The sequence below is a fragment of the Halalkalibacter alkalisediminis genome, from assembly GCF_028610705.1.
Classification (GTDB): Bacteria; Bacillota; Bacilli; order Bacillales; family Bacillaceae_D; genus Halalkalibacter; species Halalkalibacter alkalisediminis.
This window is the reverse complement of record NZ_JAQQWT010000029.1, coordinates 22,792-40,026: the sequence shown is the minus strand read 5'-3', so window position 1 is coordinate 40,026 and position 17,235 is coordinate 22,792. Positions and strand designations below refer to the sequence as shown.

At 35.4% G+C, this 17,235-nt stretch carries 16 protein-coding genes and 2 pseudogenes; 17 read left to right on the top strand and 1 reads right to left on the bottom strand.

Annotated features, from left to right (window positions below; genetic code table 11):
- Positions 1-263: 263 nt before the first annotated feature.
- The 5 genes and pseudogenes from PQ474_RS21535 to PQ474_RS21515 all read left to right on the top strand — a co-directional run.
- Positions 264-408, top strand: a pseudogene (locus PQ474_RS21535) (DUF4083 domain-containing protein); the annotation flags it as partial.
- 179 nt (positions 409-587) lie between these two features.
- A pseudogene (locus PQ474_RS21530) lies at positions 588-1,262 on the top strand (HAD family hydrolase).
- Between the two features lie 644 nt (positions 1,263-1,906).
- Positions 1,907-2,209, top strand: a complete 303-nt coding sequence (locus tag PQ474_RS21525) for a hypothetical protein (RefSeq protein WP_273847659.1) — start codon at positions 1,907-1,909, stop codon at positions 2,207-2,209.
- 284 nt (positions 2,210-2,493) lie between these two features.
- Positions 2,494-3,036 carry a sigma-70 family RNA polymerase sigma factor gene (locus PQ474_RS21520; protein WP_273847658.1) on the top strand — a complete coding sequence of 181 codons (543 nt, stop codon included), beginning with the start codon at positions 2,494-2,496 and terminating at the stop codon, positions 3,034-3,036.
- Positions 3,020-4,102 (top strand): DUF4179 domain-containing protein, encoded by a 1,083-nt coding sequence (locus PQ474_RS21515; protein WP_273847657.1) that lies wholly within the window; start codon positions 3,020-3,022, stop codon positions 4,100-4,102. The genes PQ474_RS21520 and PQ474_RS21515 overlap by 17 nt, the downstream gene beginning before the upstream one ends.
- A gap of 266 nt (positions 4,103-4,368) precedes the next feature.
- Here PQ474_RS21515 and PQ474_RS21510 read toward each other — a convergent pair whose 3' ends face one another.
- On the bottom strand, positions 4,369-5,277 hold the full coding sequence (locus PQ474_RS21510) for an LCP family glycopolymer transferase (RefSeq protein ID WP_273847656.1): 909 nt from the start codon (positions 5,275-5,277) through the stop codon (positions 4,369-4,371).
- Positions 5,278-5,448: 171 nt separating this feature from the next.
- Between PQ474_RS21510 and PQ474_RS21505 the strand changes: the two genes are divergently transcribed.
- The 12 genes from PQ474_RS21505 to PQ474_RS21450 all read left to right on the top strand — a co-directional run bounded on the left by PQ474_RS21505 (position 5,449) and on the right by PQ474_RS21450 (position 17,064).
- Complete coding sequence (locus PQ474_RS21505; protein ID WP_273847655.1) at positions 5,449-6,147, top strand: YveK family protein; 699 nt, start codon at positions 5,449-5,451, stop codon at positions 6,145-6,147.
- An 11-nt stretch (positions 6,148-6,158) separates the two neighbouring features.
- Positions 6,159-6,854, top strand: coding sequence for a CpsD/CapB family tyrosine-protein kinase (locus PQ474_RS21500; RefSeq protein ID WP_273847654.1), 696 nt, complete (start codon positions 6,159-6,161; stop codon positions 6,852-6,854).
- Positions 6,855-6,886: 32 nt separating this feature from the next.
- Positions 6,887-7,657, top strand: a complete 771-nt coding sequence (locus PQ474_RS21495) for a tyrosine-protein phosphatase (protein WP_273847653.1) — start codon at positions 6,887-6,889, stop codon at positions 7,655-7,657.
- Between the two features lie 451 nt (positions 7,658-8,108).
- Complete coding sequence (locus PQ474_RS21490; protein ID WP_273847652.1) at positions 8,109-8,252, top strand: LytR family transcriptional regulator; 144 nt, start codon at positions 8,109-8,111, stop codon at positions 8,250-8,252.
- A gap of 267 nt (positions 8,253-8,519) precedes the next feature.
- Entirely contained in the window at positions 8,520-10,334 is a 1,815-nt protein-coding gene (locus PQ474_RS21485; protein WP_273847651.1) for a polysaccharide biosynthesis protein, read from the top strand.
- Positions 10,335-10,477: 143 nt separating this feature from the next.
- Positions 10,478-11,599, top strand: a complete 1,122-nt coding sequence (locus PQ474_RS21480) for a DegT/DnrJ/EryC1/StrS family aminotransferase (RefSeq protein ID WP_273847650.1) — start codon at positions 10,478-10,480, stop codon at positions 11,597-11,599.
- Positions 11,593-12,222 carry a sugar transferase gene (locus tag PQ474_RS21475; protein ID WP_273847649.1) on the top strand — a complete coding sequence of 210 codons (630 nt, stop codon included), beginning with the start codon at positions 11,593-11,595 and terminating at the stop codon, positions 12,220-12,222. The genes PQ474_RS21480 and PQ474_RS21475 overlap by 7 nt, the downstream gene beginning before the upstream one ends.
- A 102-nt stretch (positions 12,223-12,324) precedes the next feature.
- Positions 12,325-12,999, top strand: coding sequence for an acetyltransferase (locus tag PQ474_RS21470; RefSeq protein ID WP_273847648.1), 675 nt, complete (start codon positions 12,325-12,327; stop codon positions 12,997-12,999).
- Positions 13,000-13,017: 18 nt separating this feature from the next.
- A complete protein-coding gene (locus PQ474_RS21465) occupies positions 13,018-13,281 on the top strand; it encodes a hypothetical protein (RefSeq protein WP_273847647.1) in 264 nt (87 codons plus the stop codon).
- A gap of 26 nt (positions 13,282-13,307) precedes the next feature.
- Entirely contained in the window at positions 13,308-14,555 is a 1,248-nt protein-coding gene (locus PQ474_RS21460; RefSeq protein WP_273847646.1) for a glycosyltransferase family 4 protein, read from the top strand.
- A gap of 20 nt (positions 14,556-14,575) precedes the next feature.
- A complete protein-coding gene (locus PQ474_RS21455; RefSeq protein ID WP_273847645.1) occupies positions 14,576-15,889 on the top strand; it encodes a nucleotide sugar dehydrogenase in 1,314 nt (437 codons plus the stop codon).
- Positions 15,890-15,906: 17 nt separating this feature from the next.
- Positions 15,907-17,064, top strand: coding sequence for a glycosyltransferase family 4 protein (locus PQ474_RS21450; protein WP_273847644.1), 1,158 nt, complete (start codon positions 15,907-15,909; stop codon positions 17,062-17,064).
- Positions 17,065-17,235 lie beyond the last annotated feature (171 nt).

Below are 17,235 nucleotides of genomic sequence, written 5' to 3'. Positions count from 1 at the left end.
TCAGTATTGACGGTTTTTAACCATTTTCATTCTCTGTGGTGCAGCGCCGATTTTGCGCTGCATGGATGGCTAACGGGTGCGATTGCTTAAGAAGAGCAGTCGCTTCTTGTGCTAACAAGGCAGGTTACTAAAAGAGGCTTTTACATTTATAACCAGTAGAATATTAAATATGGTATGCTTGAAAAAAGATGAATTATTAAAAGTGAGGTAGTAGTAGAATGGGTGTTTCATGGGGTTCAGTAATTTATTAAATCGTTTCTTTTGGACTTATCGCTCTATTTTTTGTTTCGTTTACACTTTTTATAAGAAGGTTACTTACGAATTCAGCTGAAAAAAAATAATCAACATCAAGAACTTGGAAAGAAATTAGATAGGATAATAGAAATACTGGAAAATAATAAAAGATAATTGTTTTATCAAATATTAAATTGTATGTGAAATAGTACACTTAAAGTAACGGGAGCTTTAACGAAAGAACTGGGGTAGCCGATATGGCAGCTCCTTTATTGCGCTCTATCGAAGCAGAATAGTTGGAGAAGGACTTCATCTTAAATAAGGTATTCGCGAAGAGGAGAGTGGATTAAAAAGTGATTAAAGCTGCTATTTTTGATTTAGATGGAACCTTACTAAATAGAGACGACTCAGTTAAACTATTTATTGCGAAGCAATACGAAAGATTAAGTAAACAGTTCGGGCATATACCTAAAGAGAAATATATAACAAGGTTTATAGAATTAGATAAGCGTGGGTATGTTTGGAAAGATAAAGTTTATCAACAGTTAGTCGATGAATTTGAGATTACTGAGTTAACATGGGAAGAACTACTTCACGATTATATTAGTGAGTTTAAGAATAACTGTGTTCCTTTTGCTAATTTAACTCAAATGCTGGAAAAATTAAAAGAGAACAATCTTCTTTTAGGAATGATTACGAATGGGTATGGACAATTCCAAATGGATAACATAGAGAGTTTAGGCATCAAAAAATATTTTGATGTTATCTTGGTATCTGAATGGGAAGGTATAAAAAAGCCTGACCCTGAAATATTTAATAGAGCCATAGAGAGACTTGAAATATCACCTAATGAAAGCATCTATATGGGAGACCATCCAGAGAATGATGTTCAAGCTGCCCGAAAGGTTGGGATGAAAGGAATCTGAAAGAAAGATTTTCAATGGAATGATGTAGACGCAGATTTCATCGTTGATGAATTGGTAGAAGTTCCTTTAATTATTGAAAAAATAAACAACAGGATTTACTAAAATTCCAGTATATATAACGATTCTAACTCAAGGTAATCACAGTTTTTTGTTGAAGTAATCTGCCCCCAATACTTCAATAAGGAAATGATAAGCTATGAAGTATGTTTGAGATGTTACCCCGTAGCTTCGAAGACATAATGTTTTCTTATTACATTCTTCCAATGTTTTTTTATGGGGGGTTATTTCTTTATGGCTTCCCTGTATCATTAATCGTTGAATTTTTGACAAAGAAGCTTAAGGGATTAAAGCGGGATGTTGTATCGCTTTTTCTGTATATAATTTCAGTGATGCTTTTATTTGTATTTTTACCAATAATTTACGCACCTATCTTGGCGGTTTTGTTCTCTATTGTTGAATCTATAGTAAGAAGACTGTACTTAAGAAATTATTGGTCATGGACTATAGTGTTTGGGGCATTGGCACTCTTGGGATGGACAATAGTTCTTGGAATACTTGCTCCATTTTAATGCGCGTTTGATGTAGATAAAAATTTCCTATTTAACTAACGAGTGCGATGCTTTAATAAGGGCATCGCTTGCCTTGGTCTGCTAACGGGCAGTAAAATTGAGTATTTTTTGGAATATATACCATTTATAGACTGAAATGTTTATAATTTATTTATAAAGACAAGAGGAGGTTTTACAATGAATATCTTTCTTTTGGTAGTAGCAATAGTTACACTTTTAACAGTTCTTAAAAGAATAACTGCAATAGAAAAAATAAATGCTGGTTCAATTAAAAAAGAAATAAAGAAACATACATTTCTGATGTTATGGGGAATTATTTTTGTTTCTTGTATTCTTTTTATTCCTTATCAGATATGGGTTTTAACAGGGAGTTCAAATGACTGGAATGGAGTATATATTATAGGGGCATCAGTAATAGCGACTATTATCATGTGCTTTACTTTTTACTCTACATTCAAAATAAAAAAACGATTCACTTAATGCGATGTCTTTATTAATGCATCGCATTTTCATGTTTCCTTTCTTCAATGATACGATTCTTATGCTTACGAGTTAGTTGAGCCAGATTTTCAAAGAAAATCTAAACTATTATAGTGTGTTTTGATTACAGATCAAAACATGCTTTTTTTATCATTATCTGTTTGTTATCCAATAAATTCACTTTATAAATAATAGAATCAAAGATAATTTAGGGAAAATGAAAAAGTTGAAACTTTTGTATGTTTAGATCACTCTAAATAGTGAGAGGAGGGAGGGATGACACGATGAAACATGATCTAAATACTGTGAAAAGGGCGATTAATGGAGACACTGAAGCTTTTGAAGAATTGCTTTTTAAAGAAGAAAAAATGCTATATTACAAGGCGCTTTCTTACGTTGGTAAAAAAGAAGAAGCTTTGGATGCTATTCAGGAAACGGCATACAATGCATTCCTTGCGATAGGGCAATTGCGAAATCCGGAGTATTTTTCAACTTGGCTGTTTAGAATTTTAATACGTGAATGTTATAGGCTGTTAAGAGAACGAGACGAGATGATTCCTTATGAGGAAAGCGAATTGTTGAAGAGATTAGATTGCAAGCAGGACGAAGAGATAGATTCTTTTCATTTAAGTGAGGCATTATCGAGGCTAAATTCGTCGTATCAAACATCAATCATCTTATTTTACTTTCATGACTTGTCTATTAAGGATATTTCCGAGGTGATGGAGAAGCCGGTTGGTACAGTGAAAACGAATTTACGTAGAGCGAGGAAAAAATTGAAAAGTGAGTTAGAAAGGAGTTATCAATTAAATGAAAAAGTCACATGATCCTTTCGAGAAGTTTCCACAAGATCAAGTTCGTTCAGCTATTCGTTCGGGAATCGTTCAAGCTAAAGAGCAATTAGACACGCCTCGGTTTGGAATGACCAATGGGAAAAGAAAAATAATCTATGCTTTGAGCAGTGTGGCAGCTGTCTTTGGAATATTGGTTGGTTCCTCTTACTATTCTCCAGCTTTGGCAAGCAGCTTGTCCCAAATACCAATTATTGGTTCTGTTTTCGGGAGTTCCGATCTGATCGGTTTACAACAAGCTCAAAAAAATGGGTTAACGAATGAAATTGGGGAGACACAGACGGTCAATGGAATTTCGGTTACGCTTGATGAAATTTTATATGATCAAAATAATATTACTATCGGTCTTTTCATTGAATCTGATAAGGAACTTGATAAATTTTATTTTGGTGCTGGGATGGATTTTACGATTAATGGGAAAAATCCTGCTGGAGCCACTGGGAGTTACGGTCAAGATCTTCTTTCGGCAACCACTCGGACGGCCATTCAAGAAATAAATGTGACCGAAGAAATGCCGGAGGAGTTCGAACTTGGATTAATGTTACGTGGGGAAAATGGAGAAACGTGGTATTTCTCAACTCCAGTTGAAAAAATTACCGACATTCATAAAATTCATGTTCAACATTCACAGACGGTTGATGGTTTGAACCTTACTGTAACAGAAATGTCTTTTAGTGAAACAGGTATAAGTATAGCCTATATGAGTTCTGAAGAGGAAACAGATTTTGAGTTAAGTCGCGGAGGAAATATCGAATTCTTGGTAGTTGATCAAGATGGAAATGAAATTACAGGTCGCTCGGGTGGAGCAACAGGTGAAAGGGTTAAGGATAGAATAGAGTTCAAGAGTAGTAAGCAATTTGATCCCGTTGATTCTAATGTTACTGAATTGACAATCACTCCTTATTTAGTCATTCCGTCGGACGGTGGAGGAGTGGAAATTGACGAAAATGGCAAGGAAAAAGAGTTAGAATTTAGAGGAGATTCTATACAGCCGGTTGAGTTTGACTCTTTTAAAGTGAAAATCCCACACAAAAAGCGCTGATATTCAGCGCTTGTTATCTATATTTTAGGTAGATAATTATTTATTCACATAAAGTAACGGAGCATTTAGTTGAAGAAGCAAATAAAAATAATATGGAAATCGTCTTGTTCATTATGAGCAAGGCGATTTTATTTATTTCACAACAAAAAGCACCGCCAATACGGTGCAAGTAGTTGTTCATTTTCATGTGTAAATTAGGTTTTTGCGATAGTAACGGAACCCGTTATACTACCCAGACCTGCGGGTATAGTCACTTCTATCAAACATTAATGTAAATTCAAATGGCTACGAAGTTCTAAGCGAACCCGATTCCGTTCTTCATCTGGAATTTCCAAGTAGTAAATACCATTCATTCTTGTTCCATTCCCTTTAATCTCTAATTGTTCAACGTTATGTCTCGCATCTCTGTACTTGTCTTGAATTTTCCACATACCGTCTAAATCTAAATCCGTTCGAACCGATTTTCCAACCTCATTCAAAATACTGCCAACTCTCGTAATCGAACTAATTTGAGCTCCCTCTTGAATGACGGCTTCGACAATTTCACGCTGACGATCATTACGACCGAAATCACCGCGCGGATCTTCTTTTCTCATTCGTGAGTAAGCAAGAGCTTCTTCCCCACTTAAAAATAACTCGCCTTCAGGGAAGGTATGTCCATTTATCGAGAAGGCAAAAGAATTGTTAACTTGTACGCCGCCAAGGGCATCCACCAATCCTTTAAAGCCTTCCATGTTAATACTGACATAATGATCAATCGGAATATCTAAGAAGTGTTCGACCGTATCCATTGCCATCTGAACACCGCCAAAGGCGTAAGCATGGTTGATTTTATCTACCGTGCCTCTGCCGATAATGTCTGTCCGGGTATCACGAGGGATACTGAGCATTTTCACTGACTGTTCTTCGGGATTAACGGTCATGACAATAATCGTATCGGATCTACCGGAGTGATGATCGCCTCTAGAATCGACACCTGTAATCAGGAAAGAAAGCGGTTCGCGATTATCGACATCCACTTCCTCTTCTCGCTTTTCCGTCACCCGTTCAATAGGTTCGTGGATTTCAGAGACCGTGTCTGTAACCGATTTATATAAGTAGAAGCCATAAGCCGTACCAGCTAAAAGAAACACACTGAAAAGTAGGCCTAAAGTAATGAGAATCTTCTTCTTCATGTGTAGTTGCCTCTCTTTCAAAAAAATATTTCCAAAAAAATAATATAGATTTCTTAGGCTATTATAGTTAAATTGTAACTAGGGAGCAACAAAAATTTCTACAAGAACAGACAATCTGTGCTATAATTCACGATATTGTGTATTACTAATTCTAGGAGGTTATTAAGGAGAATGGAAGAAACGATTAGCTTAAAGGATATATTTCTTACACTTAAAAGACGAATGAAATTACTTATAATGATTCCGGTTTTCGCTGTATTGATCAGTGCACTAGTTAGTTATTACGTATTAACACCGATTTATCAAAGTTCTACACAAATTTTGGTCAACCAAGCAAGTAACGACCAAGCCTTCAGCCAAACCGATATTAGAACGAATATTGAACTTATTAATACGTACAACGTCATTATTAAAAGCCCCATCATCTTAGAAAAAGTCATTGAACAAGCCAACTTAAATGAGACATTCACTTCTTTAAATAATAAGGTAACCGTTGGAAGCCAAAATAACTCTCAAGTCGTGAACATTACGGTTCAACATGAACAACCATCGACAGCGGCGCATATTGCTAATACCATTGCGACGGTGTTTCAACGTGAGATTGTTTCGATTATGAAGGTTGATAATGTCAGTATCCTATCACCCGCACAAGTAAGTGACGCACCATCTCCCATTAAGCCGAATCCAACATTAAACATGGCGATTGCATTTGTAGTCGGATTGATGACAGCAGTGGGACTGGCTTTCTTACTTGAATACTTAGATACAACCATGAAGACCGAAAAAGACATAGAAGAGGTTTTAGACCTCCCCATCCTTGGTGTGATCGCCACATTTGATGAAAAAAGCGGAATGAAAAAGAAGAAATAGGAGTGAACTAAATGGCCCGTAGAGATAAAAAATCCGTGTTAAAAACCCAACGTAACCTCATTACCGAAGCGAGTAAGAGCTCTCCTATTTCCGAGCAATATCGAACGATTCGAACGAATATTGAATTCTCGGCTGTAGACCGCGAGATCAAAACGATCGTGGTGACATCAGCAGGACCAGGAGAAGGAAAATCAACGACAGCTGCGAACTTAGCCATTGTCATGGCACAAAATGGTCAATCTGTCTTACTACTAGACGGCGACCTGCGCAAGCCAACGGCACATTATACGTTTAACGTATCGAACATGAGTGGCTTGACGAATGTCTTAACGAAACAAAGCGATTTAGAAACAACTGTGAAAGAAACGAGAATTCAAAATCTCTCCTTATTACCATGTGGCCCACTTCCACCGAATCCAGCAGAGTTGCTGAATTCACGGATGATGGGTCTAGTCCTTGAACGGGCTCAAGAGTTGTTTGACACGATTATTATTGATACGCCACCCGTTATGGCTGTGGCAGACGCCTCCATTCTTGCTAATAAATGTGACGGAACGGTTCTCGTTGTCTCAAGTGGGAAGACAGAACGTGAAGACGTAAAGAAAGCAAAAGAATTGTTAACGAAAGCAAATGCCAAACTGTTAGGTGCTGTCTTAAATAACAAAACGATTGAATCCGGTCATTATTATTACTATAGCCACGGATAAGTTATATATTGAAGTAAAGGGGAGGGGAAACGATGATTGATATACATTGCCACATTCTACCTGAGGTGGATGATGGGCCTCAAACTCTAGCAGATAGTTTAGAGTTAGCTAGGCTAGCAGAGTCAGAAGGGATTACAAAGATTATTGCGACCCCTCACCATCAACATCCGTCTTTTGAAAATGACGGCTTTTCGGTTTTGAGAAAAGTAGAAGAGCTAAACGAAGCCTTGCAAAAAGCGAACATACATATCACTGTGATCGCTTCTCAGGAAATTCGAATCCATGGGGAAATCATTCAGCACCTTGAATTAGGAGATGTCTTACCGACGACGCCTGGTGGTTCTTACCTATTAGTCGAGTTTCCAAGTAATAGTGTTCCGCATTACACGACAAGGTTGTTCTATGATTTACAAATGAAAGGCTATACTCCGATCATTGCCCACCCAGAAAGAAATAAAGTATTCAAAGAGGATCCTAGTATTTTATATGAACTGGTGAAAAATGGTAGCTTAACACAAGTAACGGCATCGAGTTTAACAGGACATCTAGGAAAAAAGGTAAAGAGATTTACGGAACAATTGATTGATGCGAATTTAACACACTTTATCTCGTCGGATGCGCATCATGTAAAGGAACGCCCATTTCGACTTCTAGAAGCGTACTCAGAAGTAGAGAAGGGATTTGGGATTGAAACGGTGTACGAATATAAAGAAAATGCGGAATTACTCCTAGGAAATCAGCACGTTCAAGTAGGAACACCGGAACCGGTGAAAAAAAGAATTGGACTATTTAACCTATTTTAATATATTGATCAAAACGAAAAATCCAGTAAAAGGGCTGAAAAGCTATTTGTTGGATTTTTTTTTTGCGACTTTTTTCATAGCGCTTACATATTTAGGTATGCGAAATATGTCGAACGATAGAATGGAATACGTGTTGAATTATGTAGAAATCTCTATTAAACTATTAAGGTGTGAAAAAGTATAGGATTGAATAAAGAGGTTTTAGGTTTCTAGATGGTGAAATTTATGAAATTATGAATAAATACCCTATTTATTAGTATTTACATGATAATATAGTCTGCGGCTAATAGATGTAGGCATCTTGACCTCTATACATAATGTGTCTTGGGATATATTGACTTATTGAGATATAGAAGTTGTGAAGTGGATTCACTTACTTAAAAAAACCAATGATAAAGATAGTAAGAAAAAATTATGGTTGAGGTCTTTTTATGATGAGGGATGGAAAAAAATGAAACAAATAGATAGAATGCCCAAATCGATCGTAAAAGCTTTAAGATATATCAAGCAAGATGGACCGAAGGACAAGCTTGATACCATTCAACAACTTTTACAACAAGCGATTGAGATAAGGAAGCAAGAAGGGACGCGTTAGGAAAAGAGAAGATCTTTTGGCAATGTCTCCTTGCCGTTATCGACGGGGGCACTCGATTACGCTGTGGGTTCAGTTGTGAACCTTAGACGCTTTTGTCGTCGGTGGTGTGATGTGAGGAGGGGTTGGATGCCTCTTTATTTATTTATTTATTTATTTATGTATGAAAGTTGATAAAACCTTAATCTATGATTCTTTAACAAAGTTAAGAAGGATTATAGCTTAAGGTTTTATTTGTGTGAAATGGGTATAAAAGAAAGGGGAAAAAATATGTCATATCGAAAACGGGTAGCCGCTCTGATGACGGTTGATTCGCTTATAGTATTAACGGCCATTTTTATTAGTTACTTTTTATTAATTCCTTCAGCCAATCCTTTTACGAACGTTTTACTTATTAGTGCGATTACGTTGTTAATTAGTCATCATCTATTTGCTCATAAGTACAAGCTCTATAAAAAAGTATGGCAATATGCAAGTATTTCAGAACTGACAGGTATCTTTTATGCTGTTACATTCTCTGTTGTTGTAACGGGTGCTGTGCAATTAATCCTTTTCCAGCAAATTGCCTTACGAACGTTAGCCATTACATGGATGATGCATATTCTTTTCATCGGTGGTTCACGTTTTTCATGGAGACTGTTTAGAGACAATTACATTCAACCTGCTTTAAACAAAACCAACACGTTAATCATAGGTGCTGGCGCAGCGGGAACAATGGTTGCTAGACAATTGCAACATAGCCAAGAAGCCGATTTAAATCCTGTCGCTTTTATCGACGATGATTTCGCCAAGCAACACCTAGAAGTATTAAACTTACCAGTGGTTGGTGGAGTAGAGGAAATAGAAAATACGGTCAAACAACTAAACGTTGAACATATCATCATTGCCATCCCTTCCCTTTCTCGAGCAGAATTAAATAAGATTTTTCAAGAATGCTCGAAGACTAAAGCAAAGACGCAAATCCTCCCGCGGATTGAGGATATCATGTCAGGGAAAGTGGCCGTGACTCAGTTTCAAGATGTACAAGTAGAGGACTTACTTGGACGAGATCCAGTCGAACTCGACATTGATGGGATTGAAGAGTATATCAAAGGGAAAACCGTGCTTGTTACCGGAGCTGGTGGATCAATTGGATCAGAGATTTGTCGTCAGATTTCAATCTTTTCTCCGAATGAGCTTGTGTTACTAGGGCATGGAGAAAATAGTATTTACTCGATTGAAATGGAATTAAGACGAACGGCACCAGAATTAAATCTTTCAACAGAAATTGCGGATGTTCAGGACCGGGAGAAGATGTTCTCCATTATGGCTAATCGCAAGCCTCATGTGATCTTTCATGCAGCCGCGCATAAGCACGTACCGTTGATGGAACGTAACCCGGAAGAATCAGTAAAAAATAACGTCATTGGAACGAAGAATGTCGCTGAGGCTGCGGATGCAGCAAAAGTGAATACCTTTGTCATGGTTTCAACGGATAAAGCCGTTAACCCTACGAGTGTAATGGGGGCGACGAAGCGGATTGCTGAGATGGTGGTGCAGCATATGGATCTGATTAGTGATACGAGATTTGTCGCTGTACGTTTTGGAAATGTGTTAGGAAGCCGTGGTAGTGTGATTCCGTTGTTTAAAGAACAGATTCAGAATGGTGGACCGGTGACGGTTACACATCCGGATATGGTCAGATACTTTATGACGATTCCTGAAGCATCAAGATTGGTACTTCAAGCCGGTGCATTAGCTGAAGGTGGAGAAGTGTTTGTGCTTGATATGGGTGAGCCAGTTAAGATTGTGGATCTGGCGAAGAACCTTATTAAGTTGTCTGGGTATACAGAGGATGAAATTCCGATACGCTTTACAGGGATGAGACCTGGGGAGAAGATGTTTGAGGAGTTACTGGGGAAAGACGAAGTTCATGATGAGCAGGTTTATCCGAAGATTTATCGGGGGAAGACGCCGGAGGTTAATATTAATGTGAGTTATGAGTTGGTGGAGAGATTTCAACATTCAACAAAAGAACAGTTACGAGAAGAGTTGTTGGATATTGCTAATTTTCGTGTGAGAGAATTGAGCGTATTAGGGAAGTAGCTTTTAGTAGTACAGAACTAGTAATGTTCTGATGAAACAATAAGTGTATTAGCATTTACTACGTTGAGTTAACAAGCTAGTTGGAGCTCTGTCATTTAGTCAATGACAGAGTTTTAACTTTTATGAAAGGAAGTTTATTATAAATGAAAGATAGAATATTCCTCTCATCACCACATATGAGTGATGAAGGCTATGAAATGCACTATGTAAAGGAAGCTTTTGATACAAACTGGATTGCCCCTCTAGGGGAAAATGTGAATGAATTTGAAAAAGAACTAGCTTCTAAAGTAGGTAGTAAGGATGCAGCGGCGTTGAATTCTGGCACTGGGGCTATTCATCTAGCTTTAAGAGCGGCAGGAGTGGGTGAAGGTGATATTGTATTTTGCCCGACACTTACATTCTCAGCTACAGCAAATCCGATTATCTATCAAAATGCGATTCCTGTTTTTATAGATAGTGATTATGAAACTTGGAATATGTGTCCAAAGGCATTGGAAGAAGCTTTTACGAAGTATCCAGAAGTTAAGGCAGTAATAGTTGTTCATCTATATGGCTTATCCGCAGATATGGATAGAATAGTAGAGCTTTGTAAGAAACATAATGTTGTTTTAATTGAAGATGCGGCTGAGTCTTTAGGTACTTATTATAAAGGAAAACATACGGGGACATTTGGTCAGTATGGAATCTTTTCATTTAATGGTAACAAGATCATCACTACTTCTGGCGGTGGGATGTTAGTTTCTAATTCTGAAGAGAGAATCGCTAAGGTGAGATTTTGGGCGACTCAATCAAGGGATCAAGCAAGGCACTATCAACATAGTGAACTGGGCTTTAATTACCGTATGAGTAATGTAGTAGCTGGTATTGGTAGGGGACAGCTAAAAGTGTTAGATCAGAGAGTTGAAAAGAAAAAATATATTTATGAGTTTTATAATAAACAGCTAGGTGGACTCAAGGGAGTTGAGTTCATGCCTAGTAATGAGTGGGATGAGCCGAATTATTGGTTAAGTTCTATGACGTTGAGTGGGAAGGTTAGACCTATTGATGTTATGGAAGCTTTGGAAGCTGAAAATATCGAATCAAGACCTGTTTGGAAGCCAATGCATATGCAACCGTTTTTTGAGAAGTACGATTTTGTTGGTACGGATGTATCGGAGAAGTTGTTTGAGAATGGTGTGTGTTTGCCGTCTGATACGAAGATGACGGATGAGGATTTGGAGAGGGTTGTGAGGATTATAAAGGGGATGTGGAGAGTTGAATGTTGAATCAAAAAGTTGGTATCTATAGGAGATTCGTTAAAAGGCCAATGGACTTTACTTTAGCTTTAATTGCAATCTTGGCTTTAAGTCCAGTACTTTTAATAGTAGCTGTTCTTGTAAGGTCTAAATTAGGAAGTCCGATTCTATTTAAACAAGAAAGACCAGGGTTGAATGAGAAGATATTTACGATGTATAAGTTTAGAACTATGACAGATGAGAGAGATGAAAATGGTGAGTTATTACCCAATGAAATGAGACATACTAATTTTGGTAGATTCCTAAGAAGTACGAGTTTAGATGAATTACCAGAATTGATTAATGTATTAAAAGGGGATATGAGTTTAGTTGGACCAAGACCATTATTAGTTGATTACTTATTACTTTATAATGAAGAGCAATCACACCGGCATGATGTTAGACCTGGCATTACTGGATATGCCCAGGTTAATGGTCGAAATGCAATATCTTGGGAAGCAAAGTTTAAAAAGGATATTTATTATATTAATAACTTATCTTTTTCTTTAGATATAAAGATATTAATTCAAACAGTTGTTAAAGTATTTAAAAAAGAAAATGTTAATCTGAATGAAAAAGTTACAATGGAGAGATTTAAGGGAACAATTGAGTAATGGTTACTACATTATATTTTTTTTATTGAAGTTTACTTGATACTTTAATTTTTTCATCTAAGGTAAGTATATGTGTTAGTACTAGTTGGGGTTGATTTATAAGTGAAATTGTTTAAAAAGTGGTTAGACCAAACATTGCCAGGGAAAAAAGTAATCGTTATTGGTGCAGGTAGTTTAGGGAAGTTAACTGTTGATTGTATTTTAAAGAACAATGATTATCAACGTAATAATATAGCTATTGTTGATGATAACTCAAAAATTGAAGGACACAGCATTTTGGGAATTCCTGTAATTGGTGAAATTGATAAATCTCAAATTCTAAATAAGAATAAAGACATAGAGTTTGTTGTAGCAATTGCTAATAATAAAATCAGAAAAAAAATTGTGAAACAAAATTTAATGTTGAAATACACAAAAGTTCTTAGTAAAGAAGCAATTATTTCGCCATTTTCAAAGATAGGTAAGGGAAGTATCATTCTGCCGGGTGTTGTAGTGGATCCTGATGCAAGTATTCTAGATCATGTAATTGTTAATAAATCTGCGACAATTGCTCACGATGTAACCTTAAAAGACTTTTCACAAGTATCACCAGGTGTGAATTTTGGTGGGTTTGTAGAGTTAGGAGAATGTTCATTTGTTGGATTAGGAGCAGTTGTACTACCATCTGTCAAAATAACTGAGGATGTTGTTATCGGTGCAGGAGCAGTTGTAACTAAGAATATTGATATAACTTCTTCTACTTTTGTGGGAAACCCAGCAAAGATATTAAAAAACTAGCGTTGAGTAGGTGAAGTCATGAGGGTAATTATACCAGGGGGAGCTAGTTTTTTAGGTTATTGGGTTAAAGATGAGTTCAAAGAACAAAATAAAAACTCAATATCTCAGGTTATTGATGCACCACGTAAAGGTCTCCCTTTAATAAAAAAGGATAAGGATGAATTTATTCATTTGAACTTTTTAAAACGAGAGGATTTATTAAAGTTTTCTCCTTCAATTATAGTTATTAATCTATACGACTTACTTAGCAGAGTAATTAAAAAGGGATTAGAATATCAATAGACAAGAAATCGAGGAAAAGTAACGTTATGAAAAAAAAAGTGTGGATAATGAACCATTATGCTACAAATATGTTTTTTAATCGTGGAGGGCGGCATTATTGGTTCGCAGAGAACCTTATTAAAAAGGGATACGAACCGACAATTTTTTGCGCGAATATAAGACATAATAGTGAAGATTTTATAAATGTAAGAGATGGTAAATATTCAGTTGAGACACTGAGTGCTATACCTTTTATTTTTGTAAAAACAGTACCTTATCAAAAAAATGGTTTTGACCGAATAAAGAACATGGTTAGTTTTTATAAAAACCTGTTACCAGTAGCAAAGGATTATGCAAAAAAACATGGTAAGCCAGATGTTGTATTTGCGTCAAGTGTCCATCCTCTAACATTGGTTGCAGGATTAAAAATCGCAAAAAAGTTTGGCGTTCCTTGTATATGTGAAGTAAGAGATTTATGGCCTGAAAGTATTGTAGCGTATGATGGATTAAAGAGAGATAGTATAATTGCGAAGACATTATATATGGGGGAAAAATGGATATATAAAAGAGCTGATTCAATCGTAATGACATGGGAGGGGGGGAAGGACTATATTGTAGATCAAGGTTGGCAGGAACAAATTAATTTAACAAAGGTTAAGCATATTAGTAATGGAGTAGTAATAGATACTTTTGATAAAAATAGTATTGAGAATGCAATAGAAGATTCAGATTTAGATAAAAAAGAATATAAAAATATTGTTTATGCTGGTTCAATACGCAAGGTGAATAACCTAGGGATGCTATTGGATGCTGCGAAGATTATACAAAATAAAGGCAAAGAAAATATAAGATTTCTAATTTATGGTTCAGGTGATGAGAGTGAAATGCTCATAAAAAGGTGTAAAGATGAGAGCATTAACAATGTGGTTTTTAAAGGGCGAGTGGAGAAAAAGTTCGTACCTTCAATTTTGAAGAAGGCATATATAAATATACTTCATAACTCAAGTACATCTCTTGACAAGTACGGTCAAAGTCAAAATAAATTCTTTGAATATTTGGCAGCGGGTAAATGTATCGTTCAAACATATTCAACCGGTTATAGTGTTTGTGAAAAGTATAATTGTGGTATAAGTGCTCCTATTCAAAATGCAGAGGAGATTGCAAATTCTATAATTCTAGCTTGTAGCGATGAAAAGAAAAACCAAATTATGGCGGAGAATGCTAGAAAGGCAGCTTACGACTTTGATTTTGATAAGTTAACTCAAAAATTGATTGATGTTATAGAAAATAGATAAGTGAGGGAGAGTACAAAAAGATGAACCTTTTTAGAGATATTTTGGATAAACAAGAGAAAATTTCAGTTATAGGGCTAGGTTATGTTGGCCTTCCATTGGCAGTAGAATTTGCAAAGAAGTTTGAAGTTGTTGGATTTGACACTAATACTGAGAAGTTAAACAAATATTTAAGCGGCATTGATGTAACAAATGAAGTTGGAGATGAAGCAGTACAAAGTACAACTCTAGAGTTCACAAATCAAGAAAGTCGCTTGAGAGATTGTAAGTTTCATATAGTAGCGGTCCCAACACCTATTAATAGTGATAAAACTCCAGATTTATCCCCAGTGATAGGGGCAAGTAAAATTGTAGGAAAGAATCTTACTAAAGGGTCAATAGTAGTATTTGAATCAACAGTTTATCCAGGAACAACAGAAGAAGTATGTATTCCTATTCTTGAAAAAGAGTCTGGCTTAAAATTTGGTATTGACTTTAAAGTAGGTTACTCACCAGAAAGAATCAACCCAGGCGATAAAGTTAATACCTTAACTAAAATAATAAAAGTTGTTTCAGGGTCAGATCAAGAATCTCTTGAGATTATCTCTAATGTATATGAGTCAATAATAGAAGCTGGTGTTCATAGAGCGGAGTCAATTAAAGTTGCAGAGGCTTCAAAAGTTATTGAAAACTCACAGAGAGATATCAATATAGCTTTTATGAATGAACTTTCGATGGTTTTTAATAAGATGAATATAGATACAAAAGCAGTATTAGAAGCCGCAGGAACGAAATGGAACTTCCTTAAATTCACTCCTGGTTTAGTAGGTGGTCACTGTATTGGTGTTGATCCATATTATTTTACGTATAAGGCTGAACAATTAGGATACCATTCACAAATTATTCTTGCTGGAAGAAAGATTAATGATGATATGGGGAAATATGTTGCAAATAACATAATTAAAAGTTTAATAAAAGCAGAGCAACCAATAAAAGGTGCGAAGGTAGCTATATTAGGTATTGCATTTAAAGAGGATTGTCCAGATGTACGAAATACTAAAATAATCGATATTATAAATGAATTGGAGGAGTTTGGTGTAGACGTTATAGTTCATGATCCCGTTGCTAATAAGGAAGAAGTTTGGGAAGAATATAGAATTAACTTAGTAGAGAAAGATCAATTAACAAACTTAAATGCAATTGTTATGGCAGTTGCACATAAAGAGTTTAAAGAGGATTATGCTATGAACTACTTTGATGACTTATACAGTGATGATAAAAAGGTAATTATTGACGTTAAAAGTGTGTTAAATAGAAGAGAATATGAAGCTAGTGGATATTATTATTGGAGTCTATAAGAAATAGGGATGTAAACATGAATATATTGCATATTTGTTCTTATTATATTGGAAATCAACTTTATAAGAATATGGTTAAGGAACTATCAACTATGGGAGTAAATCAACATGTATTTATTCCTATTAAAAATAAGAGTTCTATTGGGAAAAACCAATTACTAACACAAAATGAAACTATAAAATATTACTATAGCAATATTTTAAATAAATATGATAGATATTTATATTTATTGAAGATTAATAAACAATTAAAAGAAATAGAAAAATCGATACTTTCAAATGAGAGTATCGATTTTGTACACGCTCATACTGTTTTTAGCGATGGTGGAACAGCTTATCAGTTATATGAGAAGTACGGTATTAATTACATGGTTACTGTGCGTAATACAGATATTAATAGGTTCTATAAATATTGGATACCATTAAGACCATACATGTATAAAATACTACTGAATGCTAGAAAAGTTGTTTTTATATCGCATGCATATAAAAAACAAATGTTTTCGTTATTACCAGCAAAAGTTGTATCTCAAATAAAGTCAAAATGTATTGTAATCCCCAATGGAATAGATAAGTATTGGCATAAAGAGTCAAAAGAGACCAAGGTAAGAAAAGATAAACTAAGTGAGATTAACTTACTTTTTATTGGTATGTTAAATAAAAATAAAAATTTAAAATCAGTGCTATTAACCTGTGCTAAGCTATGTGAGCAAGGTTATAATGCCAAATTAAAGGTAGTTGGTAATGGCCCACTAGAAGATGATTTTAGAAGTTTAACAAAAGAATTAAACATTGATAAAAATGTAGAGTTCCATGGTTATATCACAGATAAAAAATCTATTAAATCAATAATCGATGAATGTGATGTTTTTATTATGCCATCTTTTAAAGAAACTTTTGGACTAGTCTACATTGAAGCTATGTCTAGGGGATTACCAGTTCTTTACTCGAAAGGTCAAGGTATAGATGGCTTTTTTGAGGAGGGTGAAATAGGGTATTCAGTCGACCCATTAAACATTGAAGCAATGGTCAATGCTATCGTGAAAATCATTGTAAATTACCCTGAGATGTCTAATAACTGTATTAAAAAGTCAAAAGTTTTTACTTGGCACACTATATGTGGTTATTACTATAAGTTATACACAAATAATAATAAAGTTTCTTCAGGGTTTTGACACCATTTATCCATCGATTCTAATATTTTATAATATTATTAAGCAGTTAATTACATTCAACTCAATTGATGTTTTGAATGTTTATAACGATTCACTGTTTCCAAAGCGTGTCTTGATAAATATGTTATGTATTTTAAAAGTGATTAATAGATTAAAATATGAACAAGTTAA